The 15,840-nt window shown below is 64.0% G+C and carries 11 protein-coding genes and 1 pseudogene; 1 reads left to right on the plus strand and 11 read right to left on the minus strand.

Going from position 1 to position 15,840, the window contains the following annotated elements:
* Window positions 1-7: 7 nt before the first annotated feature.
* The 10 genes and pseudogenes from J7E83_RS13255 to speB form a co-directional block, all read right to left on the minus strand.
* Window positions 8-1,261 carry an McrC family protein gene (locus J7E83_RS13255; RefSeq protein ID WP_251043838.1) on the minus strand — a complete coding sequence of 418 codons (1,254 nt, stop codon included), beginning with the start codon at window positions 1,259-1,261 and terminating at the stop codon, window positions 8-10.
* On the minus strand, window positions 1,248-3,479 hold the full coding sequence (locus J7E83_RS13260) for an McrB family protein (RefSeq protein ID WP_214962803.1): 2,232 nt from the start codon (window positions 3,477-3,479) through the stop codon (window positions 1,248-1,250). Before J7E83_RS13260 ends, J7E83_RS13255 begins: the two co-directional genes overlap by 14 nt.
* Before the next feature lie 73 nt (window positions 3,480-3,552).
* Window positions 3,553-3,783 carry a PLDc N-terminal domain-containing protein gene (locus J7E83_RS13265; RefSeq protein WP_214962805.1) on the minus strand — a complete coding sequence of 77 codons (231 nt, stop codon included), beginning with the start codon at window positions 3,781-3,783 and terminating at the stop codon, window positions 3,553-3,555.
* A 69-nt stretch (window positions 3,784-3,852) separates the two neighbouring features.
* Window positions 3,853-4,269: a thioesterase family protein gene (locus tag J7E83_RS13270; RefSeq protein WP_214963025.1), complete on the minus strand. Its 417-nt coding sequence runs from the start codon at window positions 4,267-4,269 to the stop codon at window positions 3,853-3,855.
* 71 nt (window positions 4,270-4,340) lie between these two features.
* Window positions 4,341-6,391 (minus strand): annotated as a pseudogene (locus J7E83_RS13275) (ABC transporter ATP-binding protein).
* Window positions 6,388-8,121, minus strand: coding sequence for an ABC transporter ATP-binding protein (locus J7E83_RS13280; protein WP_214962806.1), 1,734 nt, complete (start codon window positions 8,119-8,121; stop codon window positions 6,388-6,390). Before J7E83_RS13280 ends, J7E83_RS13275 begins: the two are co-directional and overlap by 4 nt.
* A gap of 196 nt (window positions 8,122-8,317) precedes the next feature.
* Entirely contained in the window at window positions 8,318-10,387 is a 2,070-nt protein-coding gene (locus tag J7E83_RS13285) for an MDR family MFS transporter (protein ID WP_214962807.1), read from the minus strand.
* Window positions 10,388-10,397: 10 nt separating this feature from the next.
* Window positions 10,398-10,877: a MarR family winged helix-turn-helix transcriptional regulator gene (locus J7E83_RS13290; protein WP_214962808.1), complete on the minus strand. Its 480-nt coding sequence runs from the start codon at window positions 10,875-10,877 to the stop codon at window positions 10,398-10,400.
* Window positions 10,878-11,063: 186 nt separating this feature from the next.
* Entirely contained in the window at window positions 11,064-12,782 is a 1,719-nt protein-coding gene (locus J7E83_RS13295; RefSeq protein WP_214962809.1) for a thiamine pyrophosphate-binding protein, read from the minus strand.
* On the minus strand, window positions 12,779-13,864 hold the full coding sequence (gene speB / locus J7E83_RS13300; protein WP_214962810.1) for an agmatinase: 1,086 nt from the start codon (window positions 13,862-13,864) through the stop codon (window positions 12,779-12,781). The genes J7E83_RS13295 and speB overlap by 4 nt, the downstream gene beginning before the upstream one ends.
* Before the next feature lie 306 nt (window positions 13,865-14,170).
* Here speB and J7E83_RS13305 point away from each other — a divergent pair, with 306 nt between their 5' ends.
* Window positions 14,171-15,001: a DUF559 domain-containing protein gene (locus J7E83_RS13305; RefSeq protein WP_214962811.1), complete on the plus strand. Its 831-nt coding sequence runs from the start codon at window positions 14,171-14,173 to the stop codon at window positions 14,999-15,001.
* Window positions 15,002-15,137: 136 nt separating this feature from the next.
* Here the strand turns inward: J7E83_RS13305 and J7E83_RS13310 are convergent, their stop codons facing one another.
* Complete coding sequence (locus J7E83_RS13310) at window positions 15,138-15,713, minus strand: helix-turn-helix domain-containing protein (RefSeq protein ID WP_214962812.1); 576 nt, start codon at window positions 15,711-15,713, stop codon at window positions 15,138-15,140.
* Window positions 15,714-15,840 lie beyond the last annotated feature (127 nt).

Consider the following 15,840-nt stretch of genomic DNA (forward strand, 5'->3'; position numbering starts at 1 on the left):
GCCCAGCTCACTTGACCGGGGCGGCCTGGCGGACCACGTCGCCCCAGGACTGCCCGGCAAGGTCCGCGACGGCAGCCAGGATTTCAGCTGGGGGCCGGGACAGATCCAGCGGAAACTCAACGATGTCAATGTCTGTGTTAAGGATGCGCCGAAGCTTCACCTCGCCCGCGCCAGCATAAACCAGCCACGCTGTCGGCACCCTCAGGGCGGTGCAGTGTGCCAGGATCTGGTAATGGTCCGCGGTCAAGGACGCGCCCAGATCCGATGCCGCCTTGTACTTGGTGTTGTAGACCACCACCGGGCGTCCGCCCAGCAGGTGCACCGCATCCGGGCGCACGGAGAGCCGGTCAGAATCCCGGACGGCCTCACTCAGGATGGCGTTGTACCGCAACCGCAGCTCACCCGGGTACGCCGCCATAGCTTCGCGGAGGGCGCTCCCGACAAAGTCCTGGAACACCTGTGCCATGTCCACTACGAACGACGCCGTCTGCTGGCGGCCGTCGCCGGCTTCGGCGGAAGCATTACGCAAAATCAGCTCCGCCAGGCGGAGCACCGGTTGATAGCGGACGTTCATCCGGCTGGCTTTCCACGGCGGGAGGGGAGCGCCTGCCGGCAGGCGGGTGACGGCGTCGAGCTTTCCCCTGAGTTGCCGCAGGCGGCTCAAAACTTCGGGCCGTACGCGCGGCACCTGGCTCATGCGTTCCAGCGCGGCCCGAAGGATCCGGTTTTCGGCGATGTCCTCCGTGAACTCGTCGTAGGACACTTCCAATGGCACCAGCATGCCGGGGCGGCGGGAGATCTGGTCGGAGATGCGGATCCTGCCCTTGACGGTGCGGAGGGACTCGTCCACGTTGAGGTAGCCCTGCATGACGCCGCGGCCCAGGGCACGTTCGGCGAGTTGTGCCAGCGATTCGGCCAGCGCGCTCCAGAGTTCGCGTTCCTCGACGGCGGCGACGGAATCGGGCCGGAAGCCCTGATTGCCGGCGTAGCTGAGGAGGAACAGGAGCCGGCTGAGCCCCAGCCGGTCCTTGGGCCTGACGTCCAGCTGCACGCTGGCCGTCCGGACCGAACCCACTTTGCCTACCGGTTCGATCCGATGCAGGCCCATACCTATCGGCGACGCTTTCGCCAGGCCGCTTGAGTTGAGGAACGCCGCGCTGGCAGGGTCCAGCTTCTCCACGATTCCGCCGGACAGCTCGTCCAGGACCAGGTGCCTGACGGCCGAGGCAGGGCCGCCGGATCCAGGGCTACCCGGACGCAAGGCGTCCCAGCAACTGGTCCAGCCCGAAGCGTTCCTCAAGCTGCGCCCGGGTCAGTTGTCCGTGATAGTGCTCCTCCAGCAGCGGCATGAGCTCGTATTTCCAGATCCGCCTCAGGCCGCCCGGCGTCTGGGCGGCGGGCTTCATGAAGTAGGAGGGTCCGATCATCAGGTCCCGGTCCCATTCATCAATGGCCGCATTCAGCGCGTCGAGCAGCAGCGCCGGGGTGGTGTCCAGTTGGCGGGCCTGCAGGAAGCGCAACAATGAGCCCTTCACCGGTTCCGTCTGTGGATGCAGCTCGATGAAGGCAAAACGTCGGCGGATGGCAGCATCCATCATGGCGATGGACCTGTCGGCTGTGTTCATGGTGCCGATGATGTAGAGGTTGTCCGGCAGGGTGAATGGCTCGTTGGGGCTGTACTGCAGGTAGATCCGGTCATCCCGGTATTCCAGCAGGAAGTAGAGCTCGCCGAACACCTTGGCCAGGTTGGCGCGGTTCATCTCGTCGATGATCAGGAAGTACGGCTTATTTTCATTGCCGGGCTTGGCGGCTTCCTCGGCGAGCCTGCGCAGCGGCCCTGCCACCAGCTTGAAGGACACCTGTCCTTCGTCCGTCTTGTCGGGCCGGTAGCCCTCGAAGAAGTCCTCATAAGCGTATGACGGGTGGAACTGCACGAGTTTCACGCGCTCGTCGGTGCTGTCATCGGCCAGTTCTGCGGCGAGGTGTTTGGCCAGATAGGTCTTGCCGGTTCCGGGCGGACCGTAAAGGACCAACTGGCGGTTTTCCTCAAGCAGTTCGGCGATCTCCTGCAGCGGCTCAAGATCCATGTGAAGCGACTCAGCGAACTCACGGGTGAGCGGGCTGAAGCCCTCCTGGACAGGATGGACGACGGCGGCGGCCTCACCGGCGTCGTCGTCTTCCGGTTCCGCCTCGGCCGGAAGGAGCGCCTGCAGGGCCTGCACCACCCGTGTGACGTCCACAATGATTCCCGGAGTGGCAAGCTGGCGCTGGACATGCCTAGGCAGGTCTGTGGTGGTGTGACCTTCGTCGAACCAGCGCACCTTGCGGCGCATCCGCCGGTTGTCGTCGTTGTGTTCGGGCTCCCCCAGCACCACGCCGAGGCGGACAGTGCCGGAGTGCTGGTAGAGCACCAGGTCGCCGGGCTTCATGACGGTCAGGAAGGCAAACACCGCCGTCTTGGTGTCCTCGCGCTCCACGTAGCCCAGGTGCTTGTAGTCCTCATCCACGGCGTGCTGCACCAGGCCGGCAGTGACTCCGGGGTCGAGCAGGCGAAGGTGTTCGACGTCGAGGGTCACCTTTTCCTCGCCCTGCCAGGCTGCCAGCAGCTCGGTGTTGTCACTGTGCGTGCGCAGCAGCCAGGCGCGGCGTCCGGGATCCCCCACCTTGCGCCACTGACTCACCAGCTGGCGTGCGTACCAGTCGATGCGCTGGCCGGCCTGTTCGTCCAGGTGGCGGCGGATGCGGTGGATGTCAGCCGTCACGTCCTCATCGCTGTCGCCTCTGGCCCCACCCACCAGCGAGGCGAAGGCGTCCCGGATCTCCTGGCGCTCGACGTCGGCCACCACTGGCTCGAAGTAACTGGGCCAGGCGAGGTACTCGATGCTGCGGCGGATCGCTGGCTGGTCGCCTGGGGTACCTGCCGCGAGCTCATGGAACTTCAGCGGGTCCTTGAGCGCGTTGATGACGGCTGAAGGGATCTGCTGGTCGACGTGCTGGACGAACCGGCACAGCCACTTGAGGTGGTCCCAGATGGTCCAGTTGAATTCGGCGGTGCGGTCACGGATCACGCCATGGTCCGTCATGCCTTTGTACAGTTCCTCGGGCAGTTCCAGCGGCGGCTCCAGCCATGACGCTGCCTCGGCCACCCGAGCCCGTTTGACCTTAAGCGACTTGACCTCGTGGGCCAACGGCAACGACTGCAGGAAGAGCAGCTCGACGGCCAGCTGTTTGGCCGCGCGCGAGGCGTCCTGGAGGTTCTCGCGGAGGTTGGTCATCATGGGTGCCTTGGGGTCCGGAACGCCCCGTTCCAGACGTTCCAGCAGCTCGGCCGCGGCCTCCGCAGTCCATGTCAAGGTACGGTCGTCCAGAGCTGAGGGCTTGCCTTGCAAACCCGGCCCGAGCACAAACCAGGCCGCGTCTTCGATCTCCCGGGAGATACCGAGGGCGCGGGTCAAGGCTGTTTTTGGGGCAAGGGTCATGGATCAAATTTACAGGCTCAAGCTGGGCGTCCGCTCCAAAGCTGTGGAGCAAGCCGGTCAACTCCTTGACTGCTTACTTGACCTCCGCTGGCCTCTTGCGGCCAAACACGAAGTAGCCCATGGGCCCAATAAAGTTAATCAGGGCAGCCAGCCGCCAGGCCGCCTTCGGCCCGTTGATCAGCTCCGCCGGCCGCCGCGAGATATCCCGCTGGGCAGCCAGCATGAGCGACACTTGCGCAATTCCAACTGCCACCGTCCCCGCCCGTGCCGCCGGCGACATTTCCTTCCAGGTTTTCTTGGCCATGGTTCAATCTCCTTAGTCCAGGTTCTCAGTTTCGGGTGTATGCCCTGCCAGTGCAACGGTCTGACGAACTCACACCGTGAACGGCGCGATCCGCTCTTTTTGCTGCGGGGTCAGCCGCTGGACCCTGCCGCTGGCCTCGTCCACAAACGCCAAATGGCTGCTGGCCCTGACGCAGTCCTCCCTCGTGACCGGATCCTGCAGCAGGTAGTGGATGTCGAAGCTGGCACCCTTCACCGCGCCGATCCACACCTGGACCACTGCCGGGACGTTGCGGTACTCCAGCGTCCTGACGTAGCGGATCTTGTGGTCCACCACCAGGGCCAGGGTGCCCTCCGGAACGTCGTTGAAGAGGGACACCTCCGGCTCAATGCCGGGCAGGCCGGCACCGCGGGGCGGACCGAATGCCGCGATCCGCGCCTCCTCAAGCATCCGGACAATCTGGACGTTGTTGATGTGCCCATAGGCGTCCATGTCTCCCCAGCGCATGGGAACCAGAACCTCGATGCGCCGATGGTCCGTCTGCTGTCCAGGCACCGTGGCACCGGCGCCCTGCCCGCTCAGCTGTGCACCGCCGTCGAATCGTCCACAGTGGTTTCTTCAACGTTGGAACCAGAGAACTGGGACATGTAGAGGCGGTAGTAGGCGCCTTCAGCCGCGAGCAGCGTCTTGTGGTTGCCCTGTTCCACGATCTTGCCGTTCTCCATCACCAGGATGGTGTCGGCATCGCGGATGGTGGACAGCCGGTGGGCGATCACAAAGCTGGTGCGGTCCGTCCGCAGCGCGGCCATGGCCTTCTGCACCAGGAGTTCCGTCCGGGTGTCCACAGAACTGGTGGCCTCGTCCAGGATGAGCAGCGACGGGTTGGCCACGAATGCGCGGGCGATGGTGATGAGCTGCTTTTCACCGGCGCTGACGTTATTTCCTTCCTCGTCGATCACGGTGTTGTAGCCTTCCGGCAGGCCGCGCACAAAACGGTCCACGAAGGTGGCCTTGGCGGCCGCCATGACCTGTTCCTCGGTGGCGTCCAGATTGCCGTAACGGATGTTGTCGTAGATGGAGCCGCCGAACAGCCAGGCGTCCTGTAGCACCATTCCCACCTTGGCCCGGAGCTCCGCCCTGCTCAGGTGCGTGACATCCACCCCGTCCAGGGTGATGGATCCGGAGTTGAGCTCGTAGAAGCGCATCACCAGGTTCACCAGGGTGGTTTTGCCGGCCCCTGTGGGCCCGACAATGGCTACGGTGTGGCCGGGCTCGGCGGTAAAGGAGAGGTTCTCGATCAGCGGCTTGTCCTCTGTGTAGCTGAAGTGACGTCCCTGAATTCCACATGCCCGTCCGTCTTGGCCGGCAGATGCTCAGAGGCGGTTTCGGCGTCCTGCTCATCCGCGTCCAGGAATTCGAACACCCGCTCCGAGGAAGCCACACCGGACTGGAGCATGTTTGCCATGCCCGCCATCTGGCCCAGCGGCTGGGTGAACTCGCGTGAGTATTGGATGAAGGCGGTGGCGTCGCCCAGGGACATGGAGCCCGACGCCACCCGCAGGCCGCCAACTACGGCAATGCCCACGTAGCTGAGGTACGAGACGAACTGCATCACGGGGAAGATGATGCCGGAGACGAACTGCGCTCCGAAGCTGGCCTTGTATAGTTCCTCGTTGCGTTCCTCAAAGCGTTCCAGCATGTCGGCGTCGCGGCCGAAGACCCGCACCAGGTCGTGTCCGGAGAAAGATTCCTCGATCTGGCCGTTCAGCGCACCGGTATTTTTCCACTGCGCCGCGAAGAGCTTTTGGCTGCGCGAGCCAATAATCCCGGCCGCGACGCCGGACAGCGGAAGGGCTACCAGGGCGATGAGCGCCAGTTGCCAGGACACGATGAACATCATGATCACAATGCCGACGACCGTCAGGAGCGAACTGATCAGCTGCGCGAAGGCCTGCTGGAGCGCCTGCTGGACGTTGTCGACATCGTTCGTCACCCGGGACAGGACATCGCCGCGCTGGCGGGTGTCGAAGTAGTTGAGCGGCAGCCGGTTCAGCTTCTTTTCAGTATCGTCCCGGAGCCGCCGGATCACCTTCATGACAAGGCGGTTCAAGACGTAGCCCTGCAACCACAGGAAGATGTTCGCCACGAAGTACATCAGCAGCACGATGGAAATGAGGACTGTGAGCTTCTGGAAGTTGATCCCGGTGCCCGGCACGAGTTCCATCCGGGAGACCATGTCGGCGAAGTTATCCTGGCCTTGCTGGCGCAGGCCGGCGACGAACTCGTCCTTGCTTGCGCCGGCCGGCAGCTGTTTGCCGACTACCCCGCCGAAGATGACATCCATTGCCTGGCCCAGGATCTTGGGGGCGATGACGTTCAGGACAACGGAGACCACCACCAGGGCCACCACGGCGTAGATGCCGAGTGCCTCAGGCTTCAGGAGACCTATCAGCCGCTTGGCAGAGGGCCAGAAGTGCTCAGCCTTTTTGGCCGGCATGCCTCCGAACATATCCCCGTCAGCTTCAGAGGGCTTGTACTCCTCCTCGACGAAATCGTCGTCCTCCAGGACCTCCATTGGTGTTGCCGCTGTTTCCTCAGCCGTTGTCGAGTCCTTCTTGTGGCCGCTCATGCCATTTCCTCCACGCTCAGCTGGGATTCAACAATTTCCTGATAGGTAGGCGAGGTTTCCAGCAGCTCCTCGTGAGTGCCCCTGTCCACGATCCTGCCGTTGTCCAGCACCAGAATCTGGTCCGCCTCGGTGATGGTGGAGATCCGCTGGGCCACGATGATCACGGTGGCGTCTGCGCTGACCGGCTTCAGCGCGGCCCGGAGCCGGGCATCTGTGGCCACGTCCAAGGCTGAAAATGAATCGTCAAAAAGGTACACCTTGGGCGTGGTGACCAGGGCACGTGCGATGCAGAGCCGCTGTCGCTGGCCACCGGAGACATTGGTTCCACCCTGCGCAATGCGGGCGTTCAGGCCGTTCTTCTTTTCGCGGACAAAGTCCTCGCCCTGTGCCACGCGCAGGGCGTCCCACAGCTCCTGGTCAGTTGCTTCGGTCTTGCCGAAGCGCAGGTTGTGCTCGATGGTGCCGGAGAAGAGGTAGGGCCTTTGCGGAACCAGGGCCACGCGCTTGGTGATGTCGGCCCGGTCCAGCTTGCTGACCGGGACACCGTCCAGGAGGACCTCGCCTTCGGCAACGTCATACAGCCTCGGCAGCAGGGAAAGCAGGGAGGTTTTGCCGGCACCTGTTGATCCGATGATGGCCAAGGTCTCCCCGGGCTTGGCGGTAAAGCTGATGTTGCTGAGCACGGGCGATTCGGCGCCGGGGTAGGCGAACGTGACGTTCCGGTACTCCACAACACCGGCAAGCGCGGCTGGAGCCTCGGGCATTTCCGGGTCATGGATGGAGGGTTCGACGTCGAGCACCTCGCCGATACGGTCCGCACAGACCGAGGCCCGCGGGATCATCATGGCCATAAACGTGCCCATCATGACGGCGATGAGGATCTGCAGGAGGTACTGAAGGAAGGCCGTCAGGGACCCCACCTGCATGTCGCCGGAGTCAACGCGCTGCCCGCCGAACCACAGTACGGCGGCCGTGGACAGGTGCAGGATCATGCCGATCGCGGGGAACATCAGGACAAACAGGGAGCCGATCTTCAAGGAGACGTCAGTCAGTTCCTTGTTGGCCTCGCCGAAACGTTCGGTTTCGTACGGCTCCCGGACAAAGGCGCGGACCACCCTGATCCCGATGATCTGTTCCCGCAGGACGGCGTTGATGCCGTCGATCTTCTTCTGCATGGAACGGAACAGTGGCATGAGCCTGACCACCAGGTACCCGACCACCACGATCAGGAGCGGAACGGAGACCCACACCAGCCAGGACAGGCTGATGTCCTCCCGGAGCGCCATGATGATGCCGCCGATGCACATGATCGGCGTGGCCACCATGAAGTTCAGCCCCATCAGCACCAGCATCTGGACCTGCTGGACGTCATTGGTGCCTCGGGTGATGAGGGTGGGCGCGCCGAAGGTGTTGACGTCCTTGGCGGAGAAACTGGTGACCTTGCGGAACACGCCTCGCCGCAGGTCCCGCCCCACGGCCATGGCTGTCTTGGATCCGAAGTAAACACCGGCAATGGCGGTGCCCACCTGGACGAAGGCAACCAGGAGCATCACGCCTCCGGTGCGCCAGATGAAGTCCGTGTCCCCACGGGAGACGCCTTCGTCGATGATCTGGGCGTTCAAGCTGGGGAGGTAAAGAGCAGCAATGGTGGACGCCAGCTGGAAAAGAATGACGGCCACGATGTACGGCATATACGGCTTGGAGTAGCGCCGTATGAGGGTGAGAAGCATGCCCACGGGTCCTTAGGAAGAGAGCGCGATTGGTGAGAGTAAGTAGTAACAGCGAGGGCTGACATTCTTAGCCTTCCCACTCTACGAAATCCTTAGCTCCAGCGAAACGTCCGTGGCAAAAGATCATCCAATCGGAGTACTTTTTCTCGCCAGCCACTCTGCTCTCCGGCAAACCGCCTCCGGCTGAGTGCCGATTTTATGCTCCGGAGTCCTCCGTGCCGTGCTGCTTGCCTCCGGCCGCCAGGTAGTGCGCGGCCGCCTTCTGCAGTTTCCGTTCCTTGCCAAGTTCCTTTGCGATGGCCTTGAGCATGGACGCCGCCTTGGCTTGTTCGTCCGCGATAACCTGCTGGGCCTCGGCCTGCCGGTGCACGGCACTCATTGCGGCGGACAGTTGGAGTTGCTGTTCGGCGAGCAGTTTCTGGGTCTCCATGATCAGCGGTACCACCTCGGCGGACGTCAGCGTCGAGCGTCTTTCGTTGCTGGCCTGCCGCCTCAGCACCTCGACAAACTCCCGGTCGATATCGTCGACGTCGGTTGTTGAGGCGGGGTCCGTCGTCGGACGTCCAGCCGAACGAGCGGCAGGAGCTGCCGCGGATGCCAGTGGTTCCGGCACGTCGGAAGGTCCGCTGCCGGCGGCGTCCGCGTCCGGGCTGCTTGCAGCCTCCGGCCGGATGTCGACGGTCCGGCGGAGCGGCTTCTCCTTGATGAAGAGGACAGAAATCAACGCGACCACAGCGATGATGGCGGAAATCAGGAAGATCTGTGCCGTGGCATCCCCGTAGGCCGCCCGCATGATCTCGCGGATGGGTGCGGGGAGGTCCACCAGGTCCATGCTGGCCCCGGACGCGTCGCCCTGCACCGGGATATTGGCGGCAACCAGGCCCTCTTTCGCCAATTGGGTGACGCGTGAGCCGAGGATAGCCCCAAGGACTGACACGCCAATCGCGCCGCCGACTGACCGGAAGAAGGCCACCGATGCGCTGGCGGTACCGATGTCAGAGGCCTTGACGGTGTTCTGCACGGCGAGGACGAGGTTCTGCATCACCATGCCCAGTCCCAGCCCGAGCACCGCGGTGTAGATTCCTGTCCCCCAGAGTTCCGTGGTGTGGTCGATGGTGCCGGTCAAGCCGAGTCCGGCGATCAGCAGGAAGGAACCGGCAACCAGGTACCGCTTCCATTTGCCCGTGCGGCTGATCAGCTGGCCAGAGACAACGGAACCAATGAGGTTGCCCGCGATCATCGGCAGTGTCAGCAGGCCGGCTTCAGTGGGGGTGGCGCCGCGGGCTACCTGGAAATACTGGCCCAGGAATGTCGACGAACCGAACATGGCGACTCCGACTGCCACCGATGCCAGGATGGCCAGGGCTGTGGTCCGTTCGGAGATGATTTTGAGCGGAATGATCGGCTGCTGGACCTTGGACTCCACCAGCACCAGCAGCCCCAGCAGCAGGACGCCGCCGCCCACCATCGCCGCCGACTCCCAGGACCACCAGTCGTAGTAGTCGGGGTTGCCGGCGAAAGACACCCAGATCAGCAGGAGGCTGACCCCTGACGTGAGCAGGATGGAACCAAGCCAGTCAATCTTCGCCGGGCGCCTGACATGCGGAACCTTCAAGGTGATCTGGAGCAGGATCAGGGCCACCACGGCGAGCGGAACGCAGACAAAGAAGGTCCAGCGCCAACCCAGCGGGCTGTCCACGATGAACCCGCCCAGAAGCGGGCCCCCGGCGGTGCCAACGGCCATCACGCCGCCCATGTAGCCTGAGTACTTCCCGCGGTCCCGGGGCGGGATCATGGAACCGATGATGGCCTGCGCCAAGGCAGTGAGGCCGCCCATGGCTACGCCCTGGATCACCCGGGCAGTCAGCAGCAAGGGGATGGTCTCGGACAGGCCCGCCATGACGGAGCCCGCGACAAACACGACGATGCTGAGCTGGACCAGGACCTTCTTGTTGAACAGGTCGGCGAGCTTGCCCCAGATGGGAGTGGTGGCTGCGTTGGCCAGCAGCGCGGCAGTGATGACCCAGGCGAAATCAGTCTGGGTGCCCTTGAGCTCAGACATGATGGTTGGCAACGCATTCGCCACGATAGTGCTGCTGAGGATGGCGGTGAAGAACGCGGCCAGGAGCCCGGTCAGGGCTTCCATGATCTGCCGGTGCGACATCACCTGCCCCGGCTCCCCTGCAGGCGGGGGCGTGACAGGTGCGGGTGGTGACGATGCTGGGCGGGTGGCCGTTGATGCCGGTGCGGCGGCGTGGCTTGCCATGTATCTGCTCCTAGGAGGTGTGGGTGGTAGTTATGGGTCCGGCCGCCTTTGCCCGGGCTGAATGCTTGAGCGATTCAGAAAGCTTCTTCAGGGTTCGTGCCGTAGCTTCGGCGTCTTCCTGGCTCCAGTCCTGGAGATACTCCTGCAATTTGGCAGCGCGCTGCTCTTCGATCTGCCTGAGTTTGTCCACGCCCGGTTGCGTCAAGGCGACCAACTGGGCCCGGCCGTCGTCGGGATCCGGTCGCCGGATGACGTAGCCCTGGTCTTCAAGGTCCGCGATATGACGGCTGAGAACCGGTGCGCTGACGCCAAGCCGTTCGGCCAGATGCGTGGCGCGCGATTCCCCCTCCCCCACGAACCTGAGCACACCCTGCAGCGCGACGCCCGTGTCCTTCCCCCGCAGACTTGCGGCGGCAATGCACTTCACGACGCGCTGCAGGTCAAAGATCCTGTACACGAGGTCTGCTGCTGTATCCGGCTCAACTGCCATGGCTCTGAGCTCTCCTCCATTGTTTGCCTTAGGCAACTATACAGGACGATGGTTACTTCGGGAAACTAAAGAGGTGTGCGAGGGGTCACTCACCTTAAACACCGAAGCGCGAACGGGCAGCCAGCCCTCAAAGTCGCTTTGAGAGGGGATTAGCTGCCAGTTCGCGCCGTGGGAGTGGGTTGTTGTTCAGCAGTCCAGGTGGGTGGGTCCGAACATCTTGAGCAGCGTTTCGACGACGACGACGGTGGGCCCGTCCGCGGCGAAGCCCGCCTTCAGGGCGTCCCCCACATTCTCGGGGGCAACCCGCGTGGCCGGCACACCGAACGCTTCGGCGAGCCTGACGAAGTCCGGGCGTGCGAGCTCGGTGGCGGTGGCCTTGCCGAACGCGTCCACCATGTATTCGCGCAGGATGCCGTAGCCGCCGTCGTCCACAATCAGCCAGGTGACGGGGACGTTGTGCTGCTTGGCCGTGGCCAGTTCGGAGATGGAGTACATGGCCGAGCCGTCGCCGGATACTGCGAGCACCCGGCCTAGCTTCCCTACGGTCTCCAGTCCCACGGCACCTCCGATGGCTGCCGGGAAGGCGTAGCCCAGACCTCCGGCGCCCTGGGCCGAATGAAACTGGCCCTCCCGGGCGTCCCAGCAGCTCCATGCCCAGTAGGACGAGATGGTCATGTCCCAGAAGGTCTGCATGTCCGCGGGAACGGCGTCCCGGATGTCAGCCATGAATTTGAGTTCCTTGGCGAGGTCCTGGGACTCAAGCCTGGCGCGCACCTTCGCGAGGGACTCCTTCACCAGGTCCTCCGGCGAGCGGCCATGCCAGCTTCGGGCGGGCAGGGGTTCAACCGGCAGGGCATCGTCGAGCGCTTCAGCCAGGGCAGCCAGGGCCTGACCGGCGTCCGCGCGGATACCGAGGCCGGGCCGGTTTGATTCGAGCACGCGGGGCTCGGCGTCGATCTGGATGATCCGGCCGCGGGGCTCGAACGTGAAGTAGTTGGACGTGACCTCGCCCAGGGACGAGCCGATCACCACCAGGACGTCCGCATCTTCCAGGACGTCAGTCATGTACCGGTCCTCGATCCAGGACTGCAGGGACAGCTCGTGGTCCCAGGGAAACGCGCCGTTGCCACCTGGAGTGCAGATCACTGGTGCACGGAGTTTCTCGGCGATGGAGAGGAGTGATTTCTCGGCCCGGCCGCGGCGTGTGCCGCCGCCGGCGATGATGGCGGGACGTTCCGCCGTCGACAACCATTTCACTGCTTCCCGGACGAGTTCCACACGCGGCGGATTGTCCGCCGCTTCGGCCAGCGCATCCTCCACCGGCGGAACCATAATCGGGTCCAGCAGGACGTTCTGCGGGATTTCCAGCCAGACCGGGCCCTGCGGCGAGGAGATGGCTTCGGTCCAGGCGTCCTGGATGGCCGACGGGATGCCGGACGCGTGCTGGATCAGGCGCTGGCTCTTGGTGACGTTCGCGGCAGAGGCCTTCTGGTCATCCAGTTGGTGGAGCATGCCCTTGCGCCGTGCTCCCAGTCCTTCCAACGGAATCTGGCTGGCCACGACCACCATGGGCACGCCCGTTGCATATGCTTCCTGCAGCCCGGCGAGGGAGGTCAGCGCTCCGGGGCCCGTGGACAGGAACAGCACGCCCACCTCGCCCGTGGCGCGGGAATAGCCGTCTGCCGCGAAGGCGCTGTTGTTCTCCAACCGGGAAGACACGAAGTGCAGGTTGCCGCGGCCCATGGCATCAAAAAGGCCCAGGGCGTGCTGGCCCGGAATACCAAAGACTGTCTTGGCACCCAGCGCCTCAAGCGTCTCGACGACGAGGTCCCCGCCGTTCCGCACGTCCGAACCTGTCTTGTCCCCTGAGGTTGCAGCTGCTGTCTCCGGATCGAAATCGATCACTGTCCGTACTCCCTGGTGCCGGCGCCCGTGCTGGCCGCGAAGCCGGCAGGCTGGCGGACCTCCTGGCCCAGTGCCTGTGCGGCATAACCGTTGGCGGCGCCGAAACGGTCGCCTTCAACGGCATTGTCCGCCATCAGCGTCACCAGCTCATAGGCAACATGACTGGCGGCCACACCCGTGATCTCGGCGTGGTCGTAGGCCGGGGCCACTTCGACAATGTCCGCCCCGACCAGATTCATGCCACGGAAACCGCGGATGATCTCCAGCAGTTCGCGGCTGGTGATGCCGCCAGCTTCGGGAGTGCCGGTGCCGGGAGCGTGCGCTGGGTCCAGAACATCGATGTCCACTGAAATGTAGAGCGGACGGTTGCCGATCCGGTCCCGCACCTTGGCCACGGTCTCCAGGACGCCCTGATAATAGACGTCCGCGGAGGTGACGATTCCGAACCCGAAGCGGTGGTCGTCGTCGAGGTCCTTCTTGCCGTACAGCGGACCGCGGGTTCCGATGTGACTGATGGCTTCAGTGTCCAGAATGCCCTCCTCCACCGCCCGGCGGAACGGGGTGCCGTGCGTGTATTCCGCGCCGAAGTAGGTGTCCCACGTATCCAGGTGGGCATCAAAGTGCAGCATCGCTATGGGGCCACCGGCACGCTCGGCGGCTGCACGGAGCAGCGGCAGGGCTATGGTGTGGTCCCCGCCGAGCGTTACGAGCTTACTGCCGGCCGCAGTGAGATCCAGGGCGTTCTGCTGGACGGTTTCGATGGCCTCGTTGATGTTGAAGGGGTTGACGGCCATGTCGCCGGCATCCGCCACCTGGACGTTCTCGAAGGGGCTGACGTCCCAGGCCGGGTTGTACGGGCGGAGCAGGCGGCTGGCTTCGCGAACGTGGTTGGCCCCGAACCTCGCACCGGGACGGTAGGACACGCCGGAGTCGAAGGGGACGCCCACTACGGTGATGTCAGCCCTGGCCACCTGGTCCAGGCGCGGAAGGCGGGCATAGGTGGCGGCGCCGGCATAGCGCGGGATGCGGGATGAATCGATGGGGCCAAGGTTGCCGTTGGCTTCGATGCGCAGCTCTTCCAAAGGGAGGCCTCTCCTTCGAGGATTGATCAGGCGGTGTGACTGTCATCATACCCTAAGTTGCCCTCTGTGCATCAGCCGTTTACAAGATCACGCTGGTTGCAGGCAGCACCTGAGCGCTCCGGCCCACTTACTTCTCCCCTACCACCCCGTCCGCCCGCTCCTGCCACGTGATGTAAGGGTTCGGCGGCCGGGGCCGTCGGCAGAACCAGTGGCAACTGGGCAGGAAGGTACAGGACCCGGCCAGCGCTATCCACATACAGATGGTTCCGCATTCCGCACCCGGCACGGGCCACGTGCAATGGCAGGATGGAGATCCTCGATTACCTGGAACACACCGGTGGAGTTGCCCGTTCTGCCCAACTTCTAAACGCCGGGTACTCACGGCGGGACCTTGGAAGGCTGGCGGGCCTCGGGGCCACTCAGCCCAGGCGCGGAGTTTTTGTGTTGCCTGGCTGCGACGAAGGCCTTGCCGCAGCCATCCGGCACAACGGCAGGCTCACGTGCGCCAGCGCCGCCGGCCACTACGGACTCTGGCTGCGAAAAGTGCCGGAACGGCTTCATCTGGCTTGCAACCACGGTCACGGCAAGGGCTTCATCCGGCACCGGACGGTCAGGTTCGACGGCCATCCGGGGCTACCGGTGGCCGCCGTGGAGGACGTGGCTTTGCACGCACTGGGCTGTCTGCCACCACCGTCGTCCACTGCGCTGGCTACATCGGCCATCCGGCTACACGGCGTGCCGCTCGAGCTACTTAAGGACCAGTTGCGGGCGGACCGGTCAGGAACCGCTCTTCGGGTGCTGCGGGAGCTGGATTTGCGGGCCGAATCCATCGTGGAGGTTGATGCCCAGCACCTGTTCCGGAGCAACAGCATTGAATATGAGGCCCAGGTGTTCCTGCCTTGCATCGGGCGAGTGGACTTTCTCCTTGCCGGGTTCCTGATCGTGGAAATCGACGGGTTCGCCTTCCATTCAAAGCGCGGGGACATGCTCAAAGACCGAGACAGGAACAACACGTCAACGGTTCGGGGCTTCGCCGTACTCCGCTATATGCCGGAGCAGATCTGGTTCAACCCGGAGCGGGTACTGGCGGAAATCCGAGCCGTCCTTGCCGCCGGGCCGCGATTCCCTACCCAATGACGTGCAGTCACGCCCACTTACTCGAGCGGGTCAGCCCGGAATGCGCAGCAGGCCCGCGGCATCACGCAGGTGCCGGAAGAGACTCCTGAAGCAAGTGGGCAGGAACGACATGGGCCACCCACGGAGAGCGCGGCGGTCACCGGCTTGCGGCAGGAACCAGAACCCAGAGCACTTCCACCGACTTGTCCGTGGGGTTGACCCACGTGTGCGGCTCACGGCCCGGGAAGGTCACGGTGTCGCCCGTGCTGAGCTGATACTCCTCGTTGGTGAGGATCAGCCGGATACTGCCCTTGATCACGTGCAGCACATCCACATCGCAGTCCACCGCGTAGAGCTCAGATTCGCCGCGGCCATGAGGTTCAATGACTGCCTGGATGATCTGGATCCGCCGCTCGGAGCGGGCCGTGAGCAACCGCTCAACAATTCCTTCGCCGCCCAGCGAAATCCGCGGCCCGTCATCCCGCTTGGTGAGATGGGTCTCCGGAGCAGCAAACAGGTCCCCGATGGAAATCGACAGGACCTGGCAGAGGGTGACAAGGGAGGCAACCGACGGGGACGTCAGGTCCCGCTCCACACGGCTCAAGAATCCCTTGGTCAAGCCTGTGGCGTCGGCAACTTGCTCAATGGTGAGCCGCTGGGACTGACGCGCGGCACGGATTCGGGAACCGATGGCAACCGGGGCGTTGCTCGGCTCGACTGGCAGTGCCTTCATGTGCGGACCTTTCATGGCCGGAGTCCGGCCCCATCTCTGGAGCAATACTAATGGCCAGCAGGTTATGTGACGCCGCCAAAGCGAAGCGGGACGCCTGTCCCGACCCTGAGTCCGATTGCCCTTGACT

It is taken from the genome of Arthrobacter sp. ISL-48 (genome assembly GCF_018613805.1).
Taxonomy (GTDB): domain Bacteria; phylum Actinomycetota; class Actinomycetes; order Actinomycetales; family Micrococcaceae; genus Arthrobacter.

Coding starts and splice junctions, on each gene's coding strand:
- J7E83_RS13280 (WP_214962806.1), bottom strand. CDS start 8,121: ATGCTTCTCACCCTCATACGGCGCTACTCCAAGCCGTATATGCCGTAC.
- J7E83_RS13290 (WP_214962808.1), bottom strand. CDS start 10,877: ATGGCAGTTGAGCCGGATACAGCAGCAGACCTCGTGTACAGGATCTTT.
- J7E83_RS13260 (WP_214962803.1), bottom strand. CDS start 3,479: ATGACCCTTGCCCCAAAAACAGCCTTGACCCGCGCCCTCGGTATCTCC.
- J7E83_RS13270 (WP_214963025.1), bottom strand. CDS start 4,269: ATGCGCTGGGGAGACATGGACGCCTATGGGCACATCAACAACGTCCAG.
- J7E83_RS13285 (WP_214962807.1), bottom strand. CDS start 10,387: ATGGCAAGCCACGCCGCCGCACCGGCATCAACGGCCACCCGCCCAGCA.
- J7E83_RS13305 (WP_214962811.1), top strand. CDS start 14,171: ATGGAGATCCTCGATTACCTGGAACACACCGGTGGAGTTGCCCGTTCT.
- J7E83_RS13310 (WP_214962812.1), bottom strand. CDS start 15,713: ATGAAGGCACTGCCAGTCGAGCCGAGCAACGCCCCGGTTGCCATCGGT.
- J7E83_RS13265 (WP_214962805.1), bottom strand. CDS start 3,783: ATGGCCAAGAAAACCTGGAAGGAAATGTCGCCGGCGGCACGGGCGGGG.